At 63.1% G+C, this 18,780-nt stretch carries 17 protein-coding genes; 7 read left to right on the top strand and 10 right to left on the bottom strand.

Annotation, left to right across the window (positions count from 1 at the left end; translation table 11 throughout):
* Positions 1–33: 33 nt before the first annotated feature.
* Entirely contained in the window at positions 34–651 is a 618-nt protein-coding gene (locus EP867_RS11700) for a Hint domain-containing protein (RefSeq protein ID WP_128489403.1), read from the top strand.
* Here the strand turns inward: EP867_RS11700 and EP867_RS11695 are convergent.
* From EP867_RS11695 to EP867_RS11660, 8 genes are all read right to left on the bottom strand, one after another.
* On the bottom strand, positions 621–2,816 hold the full coding sequence (locus EP867_RS11695) for a 3-hydroxyacyl-CoA dehydrogenase NAD-binding domain-containing protein (RefSeq protein ID WP_128489401.1): 2,196 nt from the start codon (positions 2,814–2,816) through the stop codon (positions 621–623). The genes EP867_RS11700 and EP867_RS11695 overlap by 31 nt on opposite strands.
* Positions 2,817–2,823: 7 nt before the next feature.
* Complete coding sequence (locus EP867_RS11690; protein ID WP_128489399.1) at positions 2,824–4,035, bottom strand: acetyl-CoA C-acetyltransferase; 1,212 nt, start codon at positions 4,033–4,035, stop codon at positions 2,824–2,826.
* Between the two features lie 415 nt (positions 4,036–4,450).
* Positions 4,451–5,605 (bottom strand): acyl-CoA dehydrogenase family protein, encoded by a 1,155-nt coding sequence (locus tag EP867_RS11685; protein ID WP_380049752.1) that lies wholly within the window; start codon positions 5,603–5,605, stop codon positions 4,451–4,453.
* Positions 5,606–5,630: 25 nt separating this feature from the next.
* The gene (locus EP867_RS11680) at positions 5,631–5,843 is read right to left on the bottom strand and encodes a hypothetical protein (RefSeq protein ID WP_128489397.1); all 213 of its coding nucleotides are present in this window, start codon (positions 5,841–5,843) and stop codon (positions 5,631–5,633) included.
* 50 nt (positions 5,844–5,893) lie between these two features.
* Positions 5,894–7,669 carry an acyl-CoA dehydrogenase C-terminal domain-containing protein gene (locus EP867_RS11675; RefSeq protein WP_128489395.1) on the bottom strand — a complete coding sequence of 592 codons (1,776 nt, stop codon included), beginning with the start codon at positions 7,667–7,669 and terminating at the stop codon, positions 5,894–5,896.
* A gap of 34 nt (positions 7,670–7,703) precedes the next feature.
* On the bottom strand, positions 7,704–8,084 hold the full coding sequence (locus tag EP867_RS11670) for a MerR family transcriptional regulator (protein WP_164888846.1): 381 nt from the start codon (positions 8,082–8,084) through the stop codon (positions 7,704–7,706).
* Positions 8,085–8,296: 212 nt separating this feature from the next.
* Positions 8,297–9,109, bottom strand: coding sequence for an alpha/beta fold hydrolase (locus EP867_RS11665; RefSeq protein WP_164888844.1), 813 nt, complete (start codon positions 9,107–9,109; stop codon positions 8,297–8,299).
* Positions 9,110–9,222: 113 nt separating this feature from the next.
* A complete protein-coding gene (locus tag EP867_RS11660) occupies positions 9,223–9,510 on the bottom strand; it encodes an SCP2 sterol-binding domain-containing protein (protein ID WP_128489391.1) in 288 nt (95 codons plus the stop codon).
* A gap of 64 nt (positions 9,511–9,574) precedes the next feature.
* Between EP867_RS11660 and EP867_RS11655 the strand changes: the two genes are divergently transcribed.
* From EP867_RS11655 to EP867_RS11635, 5 genes are all read left to right on the top strand, one after another.
* Positions 9,575–10,126 (top strand): tetratricopeptide repeat protein, encoded by a 552-nt coding sequence (locus tag EP867_RS11655; protein ID WP_128489389.1) that lies wholly within the window; start codon positions 9,575–9,577, stop codon positions 10,124–10,126.
* Positions 10,127–10,138: 12 nt separating this feature from the next.
* Positions 10,139–13,045 (top strand): helicase-related protein, encoded by a 2,907-nt coding sequence (locus tag EP867_RS11650; protein WP_128489387.1) that lies wholly within the window; start codon positions 10,139–10,141, stop codon positions 13,043–13,045.
* A gap of 7 nt (positions 13,046–13,052) precedes the next feature.
* Complete coding sequence (locus EP867_RS11645) at positions 13,053–13,361, top strand: RNA-binding S4 domain-containing protein (RefSeq protein ID WP_128489385.1); 309 nt, start codon at positions 13,053–13,055, stop codon at positions 13,359–13,361.
* 53 nt (positions 13,362–13,414) lie between these two features.
* Positions 13,415–13,753, top strand: a complete 339-nt coding sequence (gene fdxA / locus EP867_RS11640; protein WP_128489383.1) for a ferredoxin FdxA — start codon at positions 13,415–13,417, stop codon at positions 13,751–13,753.
* 247 nt (positions 13,754–14,000) lie between these two features.
* The gene (locus EP867_RS11635; protein ID WP_128489381.1) at positions 14,001–14,510 is read left to right on the top strand and encodes a CarD family transcriptional regulator; all 510 of its coding nucleotides are present in this window, start codon (positions 14,001–14,003) and stop codon (positions 14,508–14,510) included.
* Between the two features lie 67 nt (positions 14,511–14,577).
* Here EP867_RS11635 and EP867_RS11630 read toward each other — a convergent pair whose 3' ends face one another.
* Together EP867_RS11630 and pheT are read right to left on the bottom strand one after the other, a co-directional pair.
* On the bottom strand, positions 14,578–15,696 hold the full coding sequence (locus tag EP867_RS11630) for a polysaccharide biosynthesis/export family protein (RefSeq protein WP_194085562.1): 1,119 nt from the start codon (positions 15,694–15,696) through the stop codon (positions 14,578–14,580).
* 160 nt (positions 15,697–15,856) lie between these two features.
* On the bottom strand, positions 15,857–18,274 hold the full coding sequence (gene pheT, locus EP867_RS11625) for a phenylalanine--tRNA ligase subunit beta (protein ID WP_128489377.1): 2,418 nt from the start codon (positions 18,272–18,274) through the stop codon (positions 15,857–15,859).
* Positions 18,275–18,476: 202 nt separating this feature from the next.
* Between pheT and EP867_RS11620 the strand changes: the two genes are divergently transcribed.
* Positions 18,477–18,740 carry a baeRF12 domain-containing protein gene (locus EP867_RS11620; protein WP_128489375.1) on the top strand — a complete coding sequence of 88 codons (264 nt, stop codon included), beginning with the start codon at positions 18,477–18,479 and terminating at the stop codon, positions 18,738–18,740.
* The last annotated feature ends 40 nt before the right edge of the window (positions 18,741–18,780 follow it).

Below are 18,780 nucleotides of genomic sequence, written 5' to 3'. Positions count from 1 at the left end.
ATCTGTCGCAAAAGCGCAGCCAGAGGATGGCCCATGTCCGTATCATCCGAGGACGACACACCTGCCAGTTTCGTCACCGAAGGGCTGCTCAGCGGCACACGCCTCGTCACTGCGCGCGGCTTTCGCGAGGTAACGGCGCTGCGCCCCGGCGATCTTTTGCTGACCGCAGAGGCAGGCTTTGCAGAGATCCGCGCCGTGCAGCGTGCTTTCTGCCTGGCCGGGCCCGACACCTGGCCCGAGGCGCTCTGGCCGCTCGAGATCCCGGCAGGGGCGCTGGGCAATCGGGTCGCTTTGCGGCTCTTGCCCGAACAGCCGGTTCTGCTTCCGGCAGGCAGCGACGCCCTGGCCCTGCCTGCGGCCGTGCTGGAGGGGCGGGGCGGTATCTGCCGCACGCCACCGGAGAGCGTTGAAGAGGTGGTGATCCTGCAACTCAGCAAAGGGGCGCTGGTCTGCGCAGAGGGCGATCTGCAGCTTTATTGCCCGCCGGACAATCAGGGCATGCCGCCGGGATTTGCGCCGCCTGACCTGTCTGATCTGCCGCTGGCGGGGCTGGCAGAAGCGCGCGCATTGATCCGGGCGCTGGATGAGGCGCCCCCCGAAGGGGACGCCCTGATGCTTACTCAGGCGGCTTTGCGGGCCGTCCCGCCGTAGAAGGTCTCACCCTTCGCGGCCATATCGCGCAGGAGTTTCGGGGCCTCAAAGCGGGGGCCGTGCTTTGCGCTCAGCCGGTCGCAGATTTCCACCACTTTCGCCGCCCCCATGATGTCGAGCCAGCCGAAGGGGCCACCCGACCAGGGCATGAAACCCCAGCCAAGGATCGCGCCGACGTCGCCTTCGCGGATGTCTTCCAGAACCCCGGCCTCCAGGGCGCGGACCGCCTCAAGGACCTGAGCCAGGATCAGACGGTGCTGCACCTCGGTCAGTTCGGGCTGTGTCTCAGCCGGCGGGAACCGATCTGAGAGACCCTCCCACAGACCCTGGCGTTTGCCATTCGCGTCATAGGCGTAAAAGCCCGCATTGGCCTTTTTGCCCAGACGCCCCTCATCAACCATCCCAAAGATGATCTCATCCACCGCCCCGTCGGGATAGGCATTGCCCATGGCCGCGCGGGTGGCCACGGCGATCTTCTTGCCCAGATCGAGCGAAGTCTCATCCACCAGTTGCAGCGGCCCCAGCGGCATGCCCAAAAGGCGGGCGGCGTTTTCCACCAGTGCGGGCTCGGTGCCTTCGCCGACCATCCGCATGCCTTCGTTGATATAGGGGATGATGCAGCGGTTGGCGTAGAAGAAGCGCTCGTCATTGACGACAATCGGCGTCTTGCGGATCTGGCGCACATAATCGAGCGCCTTGGCCACCGCGCGATCGCCCGTCGCTTTGCCCTTGATGATCTCAACCAGCAGCATCTTATCGACCGGCGAGAAGAAGTGGATGCCGATGAACTGCTCCGGCCGCTTTGAGGCTTTGGCAAGCTCTGAGATCGGCAGGGTTGAGGTATTGGTGGCAAAGATCGCCGTCTCGGGGATCACGGCTTCGGCCTGGGCGGTGACGCCCGCCTTGACCTTCGGGTCCTCAAAGACCGCCTCCACGATCAGATCGCAGCCTTCAAGGGCCGCATAATCGGTGGTGGGGGTGATGCGGCCCAGGACTTCGGCCATCTTCTCAGCGGTGGATTTGCCGCGTTTGACGGCCCTTTCCAGCAACCCCTGGCTGTAGCCTTTGCCCCGCTCAGCAGCCTCCTGAGCGGCGTCGATCAGCACCACCTCAATCCCGGCCATGGCCGAGACATAGGCAATGCCCGCCCCCATCATGCCCGCGCCCAGGATACCGACCTTTTTCACCGTCTCATCCGGGACTTTGGGCCGGTTCGCGCCTTTTTCCAGCGCCTCTTTGTTGATGAAGAGCGAGCGGATCATTGCCCCCGAAGAGGGGTTCATCAGCACATGGGTGAACCAGCGTGCCTCAATCTTCAGCGCTGTGTCAAAGGGCACCAGCGCGCCTTCATAGACGGCTGAGAGCAGTGCCTTGGCCGCCGGGAAAGCGCCCCAGGTTTTGCCATGCACCATGGCAGAGGCGCCAAGGAACATCTGGAAGCCCTGAGGCGTATAGGGCGCGCCGCCCGGCAGCTTATAGCCCTTCTGGTCCCAGGGCTTCGGCAACTCCGCGGGCTTTGCGCTCAGCACCCATTCTTTTGCGCGCGCCAGAAGCTGATCGGGGGCCACGACCTCATCAATCAGCCCGATGCTCTGGGCCGTTTTCGGGTCATTGAGTTTGCCCTCCAGGATCACCGGGGCCGCCATCATCACGCCCAGCTTGCGCACCACCCGGGTGGTGCCGCCCGCGCCCGGGAAGATGCCGACCATAATTTCCGGCAGGCCGATTTTGGCTTTTGGATTATCGGCTGCGATGATGCGGTGGCAGGCCAGCGGCAGTTCAAGTCCGATGCCAAGCGCGGTGCCGGGCAGGGCGGCGACGATCGGCTTGCCGCCCTTCAGGGTTTTCGGATCCATGCCCGCGCGCTCGATTTTGCGCAGCACGCCATGCATGGCCATCACGCCCTCAAAGACGCCCTTGGCCGGGTTGTCCCCTGCCTCTTCTTTCATGCGGGCGATGATGTTGAGATCCATCCCCCCGGCGAAGTCTTTCTTGCCGGAAGTGATGATGACGCCTTTGACGGAGGCATCGGCGAGCGCGGTGTCGATATGATCGCTCAGCTCCTGCAGCCCCGCGAGGCTGAGGACGTTCATCGATTTGTTCGGGATATCCCAGGTGATGGTGGCAACACCATCACCGTCCACGGCATAGTGAAAATCGCTCATCTGTCCCTCACACCCGTTCAATGATGGTCGCGGCGCCCATGCCGGAGGCGACGCAAAGCGTGGCAAGGCCCACGCCCTTACCGCTGCGCTCGAGTTCATCGAGCAGCGCACCGATGATCATGGCCCCCGTGGCTCCCAGGGGGTGCCCCATGGCGATGGAGCCGCCGTTGACATTGACGATCGCAGGGTCGACCCCGAAGGCCTGCTGGAAGCGCAGCACCACCGAGGCGAAGGCTTCATTCACCTCAAAAAGATCAATGTCGCGGATCGACATGCCGCTCTCGCGCAGGATCTTCTCGGTCACCGGAACCGGGCCGGTCAGCATGATGGTGGGATCGGTGCCGATCTTGGCGGTGGCGCGGATCCGCGCGCGGGGTTTCAGCCCGTATTTTTCGCCAAAGGCTTTGTTGCCGATCAGCACGGCTGCCGCCCCGTCCACGATGCCAGAGGAGTTCCCGGCGTGGTGGATGTGGCTGATCCGCTCGAGGTGCGGGTATTTCATCAGGGCGATCTTATCAAAGCCGGGCATGACCTCGCCCCACTCCTGGAAGGCAGGTTTCAACGCGGCCAGATTTTCCATCGTGGTGCCGGGACGCATATATTCGTCATGATCAAGGATTGTCAGCCCGTTGATATCTTTCACCGGAACGATGCTTTTTGCGAAGCGGTCCTCTGCCCAGGCCTGGGCCGCGCGGCGTTGGCTCTCAACGGAAAGCGCATCCGCCTGCTCCCGGCTGAAGCCATATTCCGTGGCAATCACATCGGCCGAGATACCCTGCGGTACGAAGTAATTGCCCACGGCCACCTGCGGATCGACCGCGATCGCCCCGCCGTCTGAGGCCATGGGCACGCGGCTCATGCTCTCAACGCCGCCCGCGACATAGGCCATGCCCGCGCCGCCGCGCACCTGGTTGGCGGCCAGGTTCACGGCCTCCATACCCGAGGCACAAAAGCGGTTGATCGACAGGCCCGGCACGCTTTCGGCAAAATCCGAGGCCAGAACGGCTGTGCGCGCAAGGCAGGCCCCCTGCTCTCCCACCTGGGTGACATTGCCCCAGATCACATCCTCAATAGCCGCGGTGTCGAGATCGTTGCGCGCCTTTATGGCATTCAGGATGCCTGCCGAGAGACGGGTAGGGGTCACCTCATGCAGGCTGCCGTCCGGCCGCCCCTTGCCGCGCGGTGTGCGGGCGGCATCATAGATATAAGCCTCTTCCATGGGTCCTCCTTGGATCGTCAGATCCCTGCTCCGGCGGTGTTGCCCTCGGGGACAGGGGAATGGGGATATCTTCGCTGCGGCGCTGAACAGAACCACTGACCGGGCAGCGCGGCAGAGAGCTGAGAAGATGAGTATTTAAGAAAAGCCAAAATCAGGCGCGTTTTCGGGGGATGCGCGGTTTTTGCGACATCTTTTAAAAGTTTGGTAACCAAACCCTGCGCAATCTGGCCCTGCGGTACAGGCTGGAGAGCCGATGACCGCAAAAGCCAAAGTCGCCCTGTCAGCAGCCTGCAGGCCGCGGGCAGGGCGCGCTTTTGGGTTTTTCCAAATACTCCCGCCGGAGGCCGGCCGTGCTGGCGCGGCCATGACGGGCTGCGGCTGAGCGCCGGGCCGCGGATATGGGCGGGCACCTGGGTCACAGCGTGCGGCCGATCAGTTCTTTCATAATTTCATTGGTGCCGCCGTAGATCCGCTGAACACGGGCGTCCGACCACATTTCGCCGACGGCATATTCCTGCATATACCCGTAGCCCCCGTGCAGCTGGACGCATTCATCGAGCACCTGGAACTGCAGGTCGGTCAGCCAGTATTTGCACATAGCCGCCTGTTCGACCGTCAGCTCTCCCTTCAGATGGGCCGTGATGCAGGCGTCAAGGAAACTGCGGGCGACGAAGGTATTGGTTTTGCACTCGGCCAGTTTGAAGCGGGTGTTCTGGAAATTGATGATCGGCTGGCCGAAGGCTTCGCGCTCTTTGCAGTATTGGATGGTGCGCTCGACCGCGCCTTCCATGGCGCCGACGGCGGTGCAGCCGATTGAGAGCCGCTCCTGGGGGAGTTGCTTCATCATCTGGTAAAAGCCCTGCCCCACTTCGCCGCCGAGGATGTTATCCGGCGGCACCGGGACATCGTCGAAGAAGAGCTCCGAGGTATCGGCGGATTTCATGCCAAGCTTTTCCAGCTTGCGGCCGCGGCGGAAGCCGGGGGCGTCCCAGGTCTCCACCATGATCAGCGAGGTGCCGCGGGCGCGCTGGGTGGGATCGGTTTTCGCCGCCACGAGGATCAGATCGGCGTGTCTGCCGTTGGTGATGAAGGTCTTTGACCCGTTCAGCCGATAGATATTGCCATCCCACACGGCGCGGGTTTTGAGGTTCTGCACATCCGAACCACCAGAGGGTTCGGTCATGGCGAGGGCTGCAACCAGTTCACCCTTCGCCATTTTGGGCAGCCAGCGCTGCTTTTGCTCTTCGGTGCCGTAGCTCAGGATGTAATGACCGACAATGCAGCTGTGGATGCCGTGGCCCCAGGAGGAGAGGTTCGCCCGCGCCCCCTCCATCAGGATCACGGCTTCATGGCCGAAATCGCCGCCCGCGCCGCCATATTCCTCGGGAGCCGAGGGCAGCAGGAGCCCCAGATCGCCGCATTGCGTCCAGGTCTCGCGGTCCATCTCTCCCTGGTGGCGCCAGCGTTCATACTGCGGCACCCATTCGCGGTTGATGAAATCGCGGGTCATCTCAGCGAGCATTTTGTGCTCATCGGTCATCCAGGCGGATGCGATCATCGGAAATGTCATATCCTCTCCTCCTCCCAGAGGTCATTCAGCCTTTGCGGGCCTCAAGCTCAGAGTTGAAGAGCCGCAGGCGGTGCTGCAGCGCTTCGCGGTCTGTCACGCTGTCGAAATGCTCAAAGAGAAACGACAAAGCTTCGCCCTCATCCAGACCGGCCTCTGCCGCAAAGCGCTTCAGGCGACGGTAGCCGTCTTCGGTCATGGCTGCAGGAAAACGTCGCGTCAGGCGGAAGCGCTTGGGCATGGGGTCCTCGGGCAGAGCCGGGGGCGCGAGGGGCGCGCCCCCCAAAGGGGTCAGAACTGATCCGCAGAGAGCGCCATGACGGTCCCGGCGCCGCTTTCGATACGGGCGAGATGCATCGCGCAGGCGGGCAGGTGTCGGGCCATATAATAGCGCCCCGTCGCGATTTTGGCTTCTGCGAAAGCAGGATCCACGGTCCCCGCCTCCAGTGCCTCTGTCGCGGCCTTTGCCATGCGGGTCCACATCAGGCCCAGGCAGACATGGCCGGTCAGATGCATGAAATCATAAGAGCCCGAGAGCGCGGCATCGGGATTTTTCATGCCATTTTGCATGAAATACATCCCCGCCGCCTGAAGCTGCTTTGAGGCCGCTTTCAGCGCCTCGGTAAAGGGCTTCATACGGTCGTCGCCCTCATGGGCTTTGCACTCGGCCTTCACCAGATCGAAGAAGGCCATGACGTTTTTGCCGCCGTCAGAGGCCAGCTTGCGGCCCACCAGATCCAGCGCCTGAATGCCATTGGCGCCTTCATAGATCATGGCGATCCGGGCATCGCGGACGAACTGCGACATGCCCTGTTCTTCGATATAGCCGTGGCCGCCATAGATCTGCTGCGCCTGAACGGCGGACTCAAAGCCCTTATCGGTCTGGAAGCCCTTGATGACCGGGGTGAGCAGCGAAACCAGCCCTTCGGCGTCTTTGTCGCCGAGACGATGGGTGCGATCGAGAAGCGTCGCGGCCCAGAGGGTGAAGGCCCGGGCCCCTTCGACAAAGCTCTTCTGATCCATCAGCGCGCGGCGGATATCGGGATGCACGATCAGCGGATCTGCCGGGCCTTCCGGGTTGGCTTTGCCGGTGACGGCGCGGCCCTGCAGACGCTCGGTCGCATAGACGACGGCGTTCTGATAGGCGGCGGCGGCCTGGGCATAGCCCTGAAGGCCCACGCCCACGCGGGCCTCGTTCATCATGACGAACATATGCTTCATGCCTTTATGAAGCTCGCCCAGCAGCCAGCCGGTCGCGCCGTCATAATTCATCACGCAGGTGGCATTGCCGTGAATGCCCATCTTCTCTTCGATATTGCCCACCGTCACGCCATTGCGCGCCCCGAGCGAGCCATCGGCATTCACCAGGAACTTGGGCACGATGAACAGCGAGATGCCTTTGGTGCCTTCGCCGCCACCGGGCGCTTTGGCCAGCACGAGGTGGATGATGTTTTCGGCCATGTCATGTTCACCGGCCGAGATGAAGATCTTGGTGCCGGTGATTTTATAGCTGCCATCCGCCTGCGGCTCGGCTTTGGTGCGGATCATGCCCAGATCGGTGCCCGCATGAGGCTCCGTCAGGTTCATGGTGCCGGTCCATTCCAGCGAAGTCATCTTCGGCAGATAGGTGGTCTTCTGCTCTTCGGTCCCGGCGGCGAGGATCGCTGAGATCGCGCCATGGGTCAGGCCCTGATACATGTTAAAGGCCATATTGGCCGAGACCATGATCTCGCCCACGGCGGTGGCCAGAAGATAGGGCAGGTTCTGGCCGCCATATTCTTCGGGCAGATCGAGGCCGTTCCATCCGCCCTCTTTCAGGGCCTCAAAGGCCTCTTTGAAGCCTTTCGGGGTGAAAACCTCAGTCCCCTCAATCCGGCAACCCTCGCGGTCGCCGGAGAAGTTCAGGGGGGCCAGCACGCCGGAGGCCAGTTTGCCTGCCTCATCCAGCACCGCGCCGGTGAAATCGCGCTCCAGATCGGCATAGCCGGGGATGTCGCTTTGGGTGACCTTGAAAACATCCTGAAGCAGAAACTGCAGGTCACTCACGGGGGCATTATAGATCGGCATGGTCTTCTCCCTGACGCCCGGGGGCGCTCTCAATTCATTCGGCGGCCGGACGGCGGAAGGAGGCGAGCAGTTCGGCCCCCCATTCGAGCTGGCTTTTCAGCTCGGCGATGGCCACGTTCAGCTCATCACGCTGCCGCTCCATATCGGCGAGGCGCTCATGAGCGATTTTATAGGTGCGGGTAAGCTGTTCTTCCTGCTGATCGCCGCGATCATAAAGATCGAGCAGCTGGCGGATTTCCTCGAGGGCAAAACCGAAGCGTTTGCCGCGCAGGATCAGCTTCAGCCGCCCGCGATCGCGCCGGGTGAAGAGGCGCTTTTGTCCGTCACGGATCGGGAACAGCAGTTCCTTCGCCTCATAAAAGCGCAAGGTCCGCGGGGTGACGTCGAAGGCGTCGCACATTTCGCGGATGGTCATGACTTCGGGGTGGATCTGATCGTCTTTCAAACCGGGTCCTCCGTTCCCGGTCTGCTCACACCGGGGCTCAGGCTGAAGATAGTCGCTGCATGACGTTGACGTAAACGTAACGTTGCGTCAAGCTGACGCAGGCAGGGCAGTCACGCAGCGTCACATCTGCCGGTTGCGGCACGGCCAGGCGGGTTCTGCCTGTGGCCTGTGTTGCGGGTGGCTCAGAGGGCGGCGCGAAAGAAGCGTGCCACCCTTGCAAGCGTCGAATCACGGATCTCCTGACACTCCATCAGCAGCTCATGGGCGGCCTCGGGCTCCTCGTGGCAGAAGGCTTCGGGCCAGGCAGCCAGGCGGTGGCGGATGGCGGTCCGGCTGACGATGCGCTCCTGCCCGCCGGTGAGGATCAACGCGGGAAGCGAGGGAGAGGGCAGGCTGCGCAGCGCGCGGCATTCGGCCAGGGCTTCGGCCAGCCAGCCGATGGTCGGCCCGGCAATATCGCGGTCGGGGCAGGCGCACAGATAGTCTGCCATCTCGCGCCAGCGCCGGGGATCACTGGTCAGCGGATTGCCTGCGAAATCCGCGATCCGGAACGACGGGGCGGCGCCGCCCGCCGGGGGCGGGGCATAATGCGCTGCCAGAGGTGTGCGGGCCGCTGCCGCAAGGCTTTGCAGCGCAAGTCCGCCGATCGGAGCGGGCATCCGGATCCCCCACATCGGCGCCAGAAAGGCGGCCGCCCGGACCGAAAGCCCCTCCGCCAGAGCCCGCAGCGCGATGGCACCCCCCATGGAATGGGCGAGCAGAAAAAAGGGCCCCGGAAACTCCGGAGCCCGCAATTCTGCGGTCAGGGCCGCAAGATCCAGCTGATAATCGGTAAAACGGCTCACATGGCCTTTGCGCGGGTCCGGCAGAAGGCGCTGGGACAGGCCCTGGCCGCGCCAGTCGATGGTGGCGGCGCTGAAACCTGCGGCCTGCAGCGCCAGGGCCGCCTCGCCATATTTCTCGGCATATTCGGTGCGCCCGCTGAGGATCAGCACGCTGCCGCAGGCGTCGGGCCGCGGCCAGAGGACTGCGCGCAGCCCGATGCCATCCGCCGCAGTGAGCCGAAGCTCACGCCCGGGCGGGCAGATCGGCCACGCGGGCCCTCCCGTCACGAAAGAACGGAGGCCAGCGCCATGGCGCGGCCCATCGAGCCGTCGATCTTCAGTTTGCCGGTCATAAAGGCCATGGTCGGGTTCACATCGCCCTCAAAAAGGCCGCGGAAGGTCTCAAGGCTGGCTTTCAGGGTCACATCGGCGTCCTCATCGCTGATGCGCACGCCATCAGCATCAAGATAGACCGAACCTTCGCCCTCAATCTCAAATTTGGCGCTGCCGTTATAGCCCGAGGTGTCCTTCTGCGACAGCTCAGCGACCACGGCTTCCAGAATGGCGCTCATTTTTCTCTCCCGATTGTGATTGCGCGGGCTTTGTATCCGGCGCGGGCGGTATTACTCTTCTATCATGAAGCGCGCCTTTGCCATACTCAACCTTGCCGTGGCGGCAGCCCTGACCCTTCCGGCCGGGGGTGTTTTTGCGCAGTCCCGGGCAGAGGTGCTGCTGGGCGATCTGGCACGGCCCGATAATGAGGGCTGGCGGCGGACTGAGCGCCAACTCATTGAGGAATGGTCGAAATCCGGATCCGCAGCGCTGGATCTTCTGCTCAAACGCGGGCGCGACGCGCTGGCAGAGGGGGAGTATGACAAGGCCATCGGCCATCTGACCGCGCTGACGGATCACGCGCCTGACTTTGCCGAAGGCTTCAATCTGCGGGCCTCGGCTTATTTCCGGTCGGGCCGCTATGGCCCGGCGGTGGCGGATCTGCAGCGTGCCCTGGAGCTGAACCCGCAGAATTTCGTGGCCCTTGCCGGTATCGGTGCCATCCTTGAAGAGACCGGGCTGAAGGCTGAGGCGCTGAAAGCTTACCGCGCGGCGCTTGCTATACATCCCCGCCAGGAAGACGTAAAAAAGGCCGCTCAGCGGCTCGATGACGCGCTGAGCGGGCAAAAAATCTGAAGAGAGGCGTGAATGCGCGAGAACGCAAGGGTGACGGCGGTCCTGGGGCCGACGAACACCGGCAAAACGCATTACGCGATCGAGCGGATGCTGGCCCACAGGACCGGGGTGATCGGCCTGCCGCTGCGCCTGCTGGCGCGCGAGGTCTATGACCGCATCGTTAAGGCGCGCGGGCCATCGGTGGTGGCACTGGTCACCGGCGAAGAGCGGATCGTGCCGGAGCGCGCGGCCTATTGGGTCTGCACCACCGAGGCCATGCCGGTTGATATCGGCGCCGATATCGTGGTGATCGATGAAATCCAGCTTTGTGCGGACCCGGACCGGGGACATGTCTTCACCGACCGGCTGCTGAATGCGCGCGGGCTGAAAGACACGCTCTTTCTGGGTTCTGACACCATGCGCCCGGCGATTGCGGCCCTGGTGCCGGGCTGTCAGTTCGTCTCGCGCCCGCGGCTGTCGGAACTGTCCTGGGCCGGCTCAAAGAAGATCAGCCGGATGCCGACGCGCTCGGCCATTGTCGGCTTCTCGGTCGACAACGTCTATGGGATCGCGGAACTGATTCGCCGCACCAAGGGCGGCTGCGCGGTGGTCATGGGCGCTTTGTCGCCGAGAACCCGCAACGCCCAGGTTGAAATGTATCAGAACGGCGATGTGGATTACCTCGTCGCCACCGATGCCATCGGCATGGGGCTGAACCTCGATATCTCCCATGTCGCCTTCTCGGCCACGGCGAAATATGACGGCCACCGGATGCGCGCGCTTTACCCCTGGGAGCTGGCGCAGATCGCCGGACGGGCCGGGCGGCACACCTCTCCCGGCACCTTTGGTGTGACCGGAGAGGCACGCCCGCTGCCTGAGGAGGTCATCGAGGCGATTGAAGAGCATCAGTTCCTGCCGGTGCGAAAACTCTCATGGCGCAACACGCGGCTGGAGTTCGGCACCGTGCCGCGCCTTCTGCAAAGCCTTGAGAAACATACCGATAACGAATGGCTCAGCCGCGCACGCGATGCTGATGACATCACCGCGCTGAAGATCCTGTCGACCACGCCTGAGGTGATGCGCGCCGTGACCAGCCCGGCGATGGTCCGGCTTTTGTGGGATATTTGCCGCATTCCCGATTTTCGTGGCATTTCCTCCACAGAGCATGCGGGGCTGCTGGGGCGGATTTTCGATTTCATCAAAGGCGGCGGGACGATCCCTTCGGACTGGATGAAGACCAATCTGGCGCGCATTGACCGCACCGAGGGCGATATTGATACAATTTCGCGCCGTCTCGCCTTCGTGCGGACCTGGACCTATGTTTCTCAGCGCAAAGGCTGGGTTGCTGACGAAAGCCATTGGCGTGACGAGACTCGCGCTGTAGAAGACCGCCTGTCAGATGCGTTGCACGCAAGGCTGACTCAGCGATTTGTAGACCGGCGCACAAGTGTATTGATGCGGCGGTTGAAACAGAAGGAGAGCCTCGTGGCCGAGGTGAACGACAAGGGTGAAGTGACGGTCGAAGGCGAATTCGTCGGCCGTCTCGAAGGGTTCCGCTTCCAGCAGGACAGCACCGGCAGCCAGGACGAAGCGAAAACGCTGCGTCAGGCCGCCTATGAGGCGCTGAAGCCTGAGTTCAGCCTGCGCTCAGACCGCTTCTACAATGCCCCCGACACTGAATTTGACTACACCGAACAGGGTGGTCTGATGTGGGGCACGACCGCGGTCGGCAAGCTGGTCAAGGGCCCCGATGCCCTGCGCCCGCAGGTCGAGGCTTTCGTTGATGAAGAAGCCGGTCAGGATGTGGCAGACAAAGTCCGCCGCCGCCTGCAGCATTTCATCGACCGCAAAGTCACCGCGCTCTTTGAGCCGCTGAACACGCTGAAGAACGACGAAACTCTGACGGGTCTGGCCCGCGGTTTCGCGTTCCGTCTGGTCGAAGGCATGGGCATTCTGCCGCGAGAAGGCGTGGCCGAAGAGGTCAAGCAGCTGGACCAGGAGGCCCGCTCGGTGCTGCGCAAGCACGGTGTGCGCTTTGGTCAGTACACGATCTTCCTGCCCGCCCTGCTGAAACCGGCGCCGACCCGTCTGCGTCTGGTGCTCTGGTCGCTCTGGGAAGGTCTGTCGGAATTCCCCGAAAGCCCGCCCCCGGGCCTCGTGACCATTCCCTCGGTCGAAGGCATCCCGTCGCTGCATTACACCCTGGCCGGTTACCGCACCGCTGGTGCCCGCGCGATCCGCATCGACATGCTGGAGCGTCTGGCAGACCTGCTGCGCGCCAAAGACAGCCGCGCCGGCTTTGAAGCGACCGCAGATATGCTGTCGATCACCGGTCTGACGCTGGAGCAGTTCGCCGATCTCATGGGTGGCCTGGGCTACCGTGGTGAGAAGGGTGAGCGCGCCAAGGTTCGCGCCGAAGCGGCTGCCCCGGTGGCAGCGGCGGAAGGTGAAGCGGTTGCGGAAGCCACCGCTGAAGCGCCAGCGGAAGAGGCTCCGGCAGCGGTTGAAACCGCAACTGAGGGTGAAGCCGCTCCGACTGAGACGGAAGTCTTCTACACCTTCGTCTGGGCTCCGCGTCCGCGTGGTGATCGTGCGCCCCGTGGTGATCGTGGTCCGCGCCGTGACGGCGGTGAGCGCCGCGAAGGCGGCAACGGCCCGCGCGGTCCGCGTCGTGACGGTCAGGCCCCGGCTGGCGATAAGCCCGCAGGTGAGCGTGGTCCGCGCCGCGAGGGTGAGCGTTCGGAGCGTCGTGACGGTGAAGGCCGTGGCGATCGCAAAGGCGGCAAGCCGAACTTCAAAGGCGGCGACCGTAAGGGCGGCAAGTTTGACGGCAAGCGTGACGAGGGGGCTCGTAAGTTTGAATCGCGCCCGCCGCGTGAAGCCAAGGCCGATCCCGACAGCCCGTTTGCGATCCTTGCCGCGCTGAAGAACAAGTCCTGAGGCGGCCATGGTCCCCGGCGCAATCCGGATGGACAAATGGCTCTGGCAGGCGCGGTTTTTTAAAAGTCGCAGCCTGTCAGCCACTCAGATTGAGAAAGGGGCTGTCCGTCTGAACGGGCAGCCTGTGACCCGCCCGGCACAGAGCGTGAAGCCGGGTGACGTGCTGACCTTCGCCCAAGGGTCCCGGATCCGTCTGATCCGCGTCCTTGCGCCCGGAGAGCGGCGCGGTCCTGCCCCTGAGGCACAGGGCCTTTACGAAGATCTGGATGCCGTTGAACGTGACGCAGCCCACTGCGTTGCGGATGCCATTGAATGATCCGCGTGACTGGCCTACCTGTGCCTCGCGAAAACTGACGCCGGAGGCTTCTGATGACCTATGTCGTGACCGACAACTGCATCGCCTGCAAATATACCGACTGCGTGGAAGTCTGCCCGGTCGACTGTTTCTACGAGGGCGAGAACATGCTGGTCATCCATCCGGATGAATGCATCGACTGCGGCGTCTGCGAGCCGGAATGCCCCGCCGATGCGATCCGCCCGGACACTGAGCCGGCGATGGAGAGCTGGGTTGAACTGAACCGCAAATATGCCGAACTCTGGCCGGTGCTGACGGTTCGCAAAGACCCGCTGCCCGAGGCTGAGGCCCGTGACGGTGAAACCGGTAAGCTGGAGAAGTACTTCTCCGAAGCCGCCGGCCCCGGTAACTGAGACGGGTCAGAGCCAGGATTCTCTTAACGGATAAGGCGAAAGCACAGCTCTGCCGGCTGCGTCAAAACCACCGCAGTTGGAATCGTGCCTGATTCGTGTTATAAGTTCGTTACTGGGAATCTGGAAGCCTGCCATCCGCCCCTCAAATCAGGGGCGGCTTTCCGATGAAAAGCGATCTGTCGTCCGAAGTACCCCTTCGGCGTGGGTCTTTTTTGTCGAAACGGGTCCTGTGCGAGGAAGAAGCTGAATGACCAAGACGAAGAAGCCCGAGTTCCGCCCCAATGATTTCGTGGTCTATCCGGCCCACGGCGTTGGCAAGATCCTGTCGATCGAAGAGCAGGTTATTGCCGGGATGTCGCTGGAACTGTTCGTGATCTCGTTCGAAAAGGACAAGATGACGCTGCGGGTTCCGACCAACCGCGCCACCGAAATCGGCATGCGCTCGCTCTCGAGCCCGGATGTTGTGAATAAGGCGCTTGAGACCCTTAAGGGTAAGGCCCGCGTGAAGCGCGCCATGTGGTCGCGTCGTGCGCAGGAATATGAACAGAAGATCAACTCCGGGGATCTGATGGCCATTGCAGAGGTCGTGCGCGACCTGCACCGCGCCGATGATCAGCGTGAGCAGAGCTATTCTGAGCGCCAGCTCTATGAAGCTGCGCTTGAACGTCTGACCCGCGAAGTCGCTGCTGTTTCGGGCGTCGATGAAGCCGGTGCGCAGAAGAAAGTTGACGAAGTTCTGCTCGGCCGCGCTGCCTGAGACGGACCCTCGTCATGACAAAGGCCGCAGCTCTGCTGCGGCCTTTTGCGTTTCCGGGGCAGGGGGCTTACTCGCCGATGCTGCCCGCACTGGTGAAGACGCCAAAGACCTGGCCCACCAGAGAGAAGATGGTGCGGGTGTTGCTGATCGGTGATTCGGTCGCCAGCACCACATCGCCATCCGCGATGTAGAAGTTCCGTGCCGAGAACAGCCCGTCAGAGGTGGTGAGATCCACCGCAAAGATGACGCGCTGCCGGTCGGGCCCGCGGCCATCGCTGCGGACCTGGTTTGCGCCGTAATCGCGCAGCACCAGCACGCCTTTGGGATCTGCGCGCGAGGGGGCAATGCCGCCCATCAGCGTCACGGCATCAAGCGCGCTGACCTTATCGCGCGGGAAGGGGATGGCGTTCTGAACACCGCTGGCGCCGAGAGCCAGGAACTGACGGTGATCTTCCTCAATGATCAGCCTGTCACCACCGCGCAGCGAGAGATCGCGCCGGGGCTGGTCATAGAGGCTGCGCAGCGGGATGCCGTAGCCCACGCCGCCGCGCATCAGCCGCATCACCGGGTTGCGCATCTCTGCCGAGGCACCGCCCGCCACGCTCAGGAGCGAGAGGGCCGAAAATCCGCGGTCAGGCAGCGGGTAGCTGCCGGGGGCACCGACAGAGCCCAGAATTTCAACGGTATTCCGCCGACCCGGACGATGCTGCAGCAGAACCTGTGCCGAAGGAAGCGAGGGGGTCAGCGCATCCTGAACCCGCTCACGCGCGGCCTCGGCCGACAGTCCGGAGACTTTGATGCGCCCTGAATAGGGCAGGAAGATGCTGCCGTCGGCATTGACGACCAGCTGTTGCAGGTTGCTCACCCGCTCTCCCGCGCCGGTCAGCAGCGAGTTTTCTTCGGTGTCAAAGACGGTGACATCGATCTGATCCCCGGCCGCGATGCCGATGGGATCTGCGCTGCGCAGCCCGCCCGTGGGCCAGGCCCGCCAGGGACGTCCGGCACCGGGCGGTGCGGGCCAGCCGCGGACGGCGGCCACATTGTTGCGGGTGATCGGCACAAGTTGAAAATCACGGGTTTCTTCCGCCGAGCCGCGAAGGATCTCGCTTTGCATCGCTGCCCCCCTGGGAAGGTTGCAGGCGGCGGGGAGAGTGGCAAGCATCACGAAAACGAGAAAACGATACATCCTGCCCCGAACTCCCAGGGAAATACTGTGGTATAATCCGTTCAGCATACAAGCAGTTGTGAACAGGTCAACAGATCTGCACATTGGATTGTGGATTTGGTTAAGCCATGAAAAAGGGCGGCTCTGAAGAGCCGCCCTTTCATTCCGTGCATTCAGGGCCTCAGCCGCGCAGGGCGCCGCCGGATGCCTTGCTGACTTTTTCGACGATTTTGGCCGAGACGGCCTCAATATCTTTGTCGGTCAGAGTCTTGTCACCCGGCTGCAGGCGAACGCTCAGCGCGATCGACTTTTTGCCCGGACCCATCTGGGCTTCAGCCTTCTCACCGGTGAACTGGTCAAAGACCCGGACGCTTTCGATCAGCGCCTTATCGGCGCCCAGGGCGGCGTTCACCAGGGTGAGGGCTTCCACCTGAGAATCGACCACGAAAGCGAAGTCACGCTCAACCGCCTGGAGATCCGAGATCGCCAGAGCGGCACGCGACGCCGACTTTGCCTTGGGCTGAGGGATCGCAGGCAGGATCACGGTGAAGGCCACGGCATTGCCCTTGATCCCCGCGTCGCGCAGCACCCGGGGGTGCAGCTCGCCAAAGGTCGCAAGGGTGTTCGGACCAAGTGCGATATTGCCCGAGCGGCCAGGATGCCACCAGGCGGCAACCTTGCGGGTCACCTGAACACGGGCCGGAGCGCCGATGGCGGCCAGAACCGCTTCAACATCCGCCTTGGCATCAAAAATATCGACCGGACGACGGCTGCCCCAGGGATCGCGCGGGGCGGAATGTCCGACCAGAAGGCCGGTCGCAATCACCTGCTGCTCACCGGGCTCGCCGCCCGAGAAGACCGGACCCACTTCAAAGAGCGCCAGATCCATGAAACCGCGTGCCTGGTTGCGGGCAGCGGCTGCCAGCAGGCCCGGCAGCAGATCGGGGCGCATATGGGTCATTTCCGACGAGATCGGATTGTCGATCTTCACCGCATCCTGACCGCCGCCAAAAGCTTCGGCCGATTTCTGGTCGATGAAGCTGTAGGTGACGCATTCATTATAGCCAAGCGAGGCCAGGGTGCGACGGGTGGTCCGCTCGCGGGTCTGCGCCGGCGTCAGCACCGGGGCAGGGACGCCGGGCTTCTGGCGCGGCATCGGCTTGCCTTCCAGACCGGAGAGCGATTTGACGCGGGCGACTTCTTCCACCAGATCGGCCTCGCCCAGAACATCGGGGCGCCAGCCGGGCGGCGTGACCATATCGCCGTTGAAGGTGAAGCCAAGCGCGGTCAGCATATCGCGCTGTTCCTGCTCAGAGATCTCAAGGCCCACGAGTTTGCCGACGCGGCCCGCATCAAAGCGGTATTCGCGCTTAACATCCGGGATCGCGCCGTCGATGACCAGATCCGAGGGCTCACCGCCGCACAGTTCCAGCACCATGCGGGTCGCCGCATCCAGACCTTCCAGGGTGAAGGTCGGGTCAATCCCGCGCTCAAAGCGGTAGCGGGCGTCCGAGTTGATCTTCAGCGCACGACCGGTGGCGGCGATGGTGATCGGGTCCCAATAGGCCGATTCGAGGAAGACATTGACCGTCGCATCCGTGCAGCCCGAATGCTCGCCGCCCATCACACCGGCCAGCGATTCCGGGCCGTTGTCATCGGCGATGACCATCATATTGGGTTTCAGCGCATAGGTCTTACCGTCAAGCGCCAGCAGCTCTTCACCCTCACGGGCGTAGCGGATGGTCAGATCGCCTTTCACCACATCGGCGTCAAAGACGTGCAGCGGGCGGTTCAGGTCGAAGGTGAAGAAGTTGGTGATATCGACCAGCGCCGAGATCGGGCGCAGGCCAATCGCCTTCAGGCGCTGTTGCAGCCACTCCGGCGAGGGGCCGTTCTTCACGCCGCGGATCACGCGACCGGCGAAAACCGGGGCCTGTTTGGCCTTCAGCTCATCCGCGATGGCGACTTTAATGCCAGCCGGGGCTTTGCCCTCGACCTTTTCGATCACCAGCGGCTTCAGTTTGCCAAGGCCGCGGGCCGCGAGGTCACGCGCAATTCCGCGCACGCCAAGCGCATCGGGGCGGTTCGGCGTGACTTTGATATAAATCATCGGGTCATTGAGACCCTTATAGTCGATGAAGCGGACACCCACGGGGGCATCTTCGGGCAGATCGATGATGCCGTTGTGATCGTCCGACAGCTCAAGCTCACGTTCCGAGCAGAGCATACCGTTCGACTCAACGCCGCGGATCGAGCCCGCTTTCAGCAGCAGATCGGTGCCGGGCACGTAAGCGCCGACCGGAGCGAAAACGCCCACAAGGCCGGTGCGGGCATTGGGTGCGCCGCAGACAACCTGGACTTCCTCCATCGCGCCTTCCGGGCCATTGGGCCAGGTGGCGACGCGGCAGACGCGCAGGCGGTCGGCATCGGGGTGCTGTTTGGCTTCAAGAACCCGGCAGATGCGGAAGGCACCCAGTTTTTTCGCCGGATCTTCGACCTCTTCCACCTCATGGCCAAGGTCCGTCAGCGCATCGAGCAGCGTCTCGAGCGGGGCCTCGGTCTCCAGGTGGTCTCTGAGCCAGGACAGGGTGAACTTCATCGTGGCGCCTCTCGGACATCGCATTCATCGGGAATCCTGCCGCGATTAGCGCAAAGGCGGGCAAAGGGGAAGGGCCAGGCCGCCGCAGCAGGGGCCGGAGCGATGATTCCCGGTGTGTTTCCCCGCAGTTTCGCAGGTTTCCGCGGGGAACCCCCGCGCAGCGCCGGGGGTTGGCGAGGGGTAACAGTGACAGGTGAGGCTGATGGACGTTCCGCGTAATACCGTTGTTGCCGTCGTCGATGGCGAGAATTTCAACCTTTACAAAGTCGGCGGCGACGCGGGCGATCTGCGCCTCTCGCCGATGCGCCAGCATGAGAGTGAAGACCGCAATTCTGCCTCGGGCCGTTCCAGCAGCGCCGCCAATCCGGCGGCAAAGCAGATGGAAGAGGATGCTTTCGGCAAGGGCGTTGTCGATAAGCTGAATGCCATGGTGCTGGACGGCGGAGCTATGCTTGGAAATGGGTGACGGGGTCTGAAAGGGCGGCGTATCGTGGCGGGTGTCGAAG

Source organism: Falsigemmobacter intermedius, from assembly GCF_004054105.1.
GTDB lineage: Bacteria > Pseudomonadota > Alphaproteobacteria > Rhodobacterales > Rhodobacteraceae > Wagnerdoeblera > Wagnerdoeblera intermedia.
This window is presented reverse-complemented; position numbering and strand designations above follow the sequence as displayed.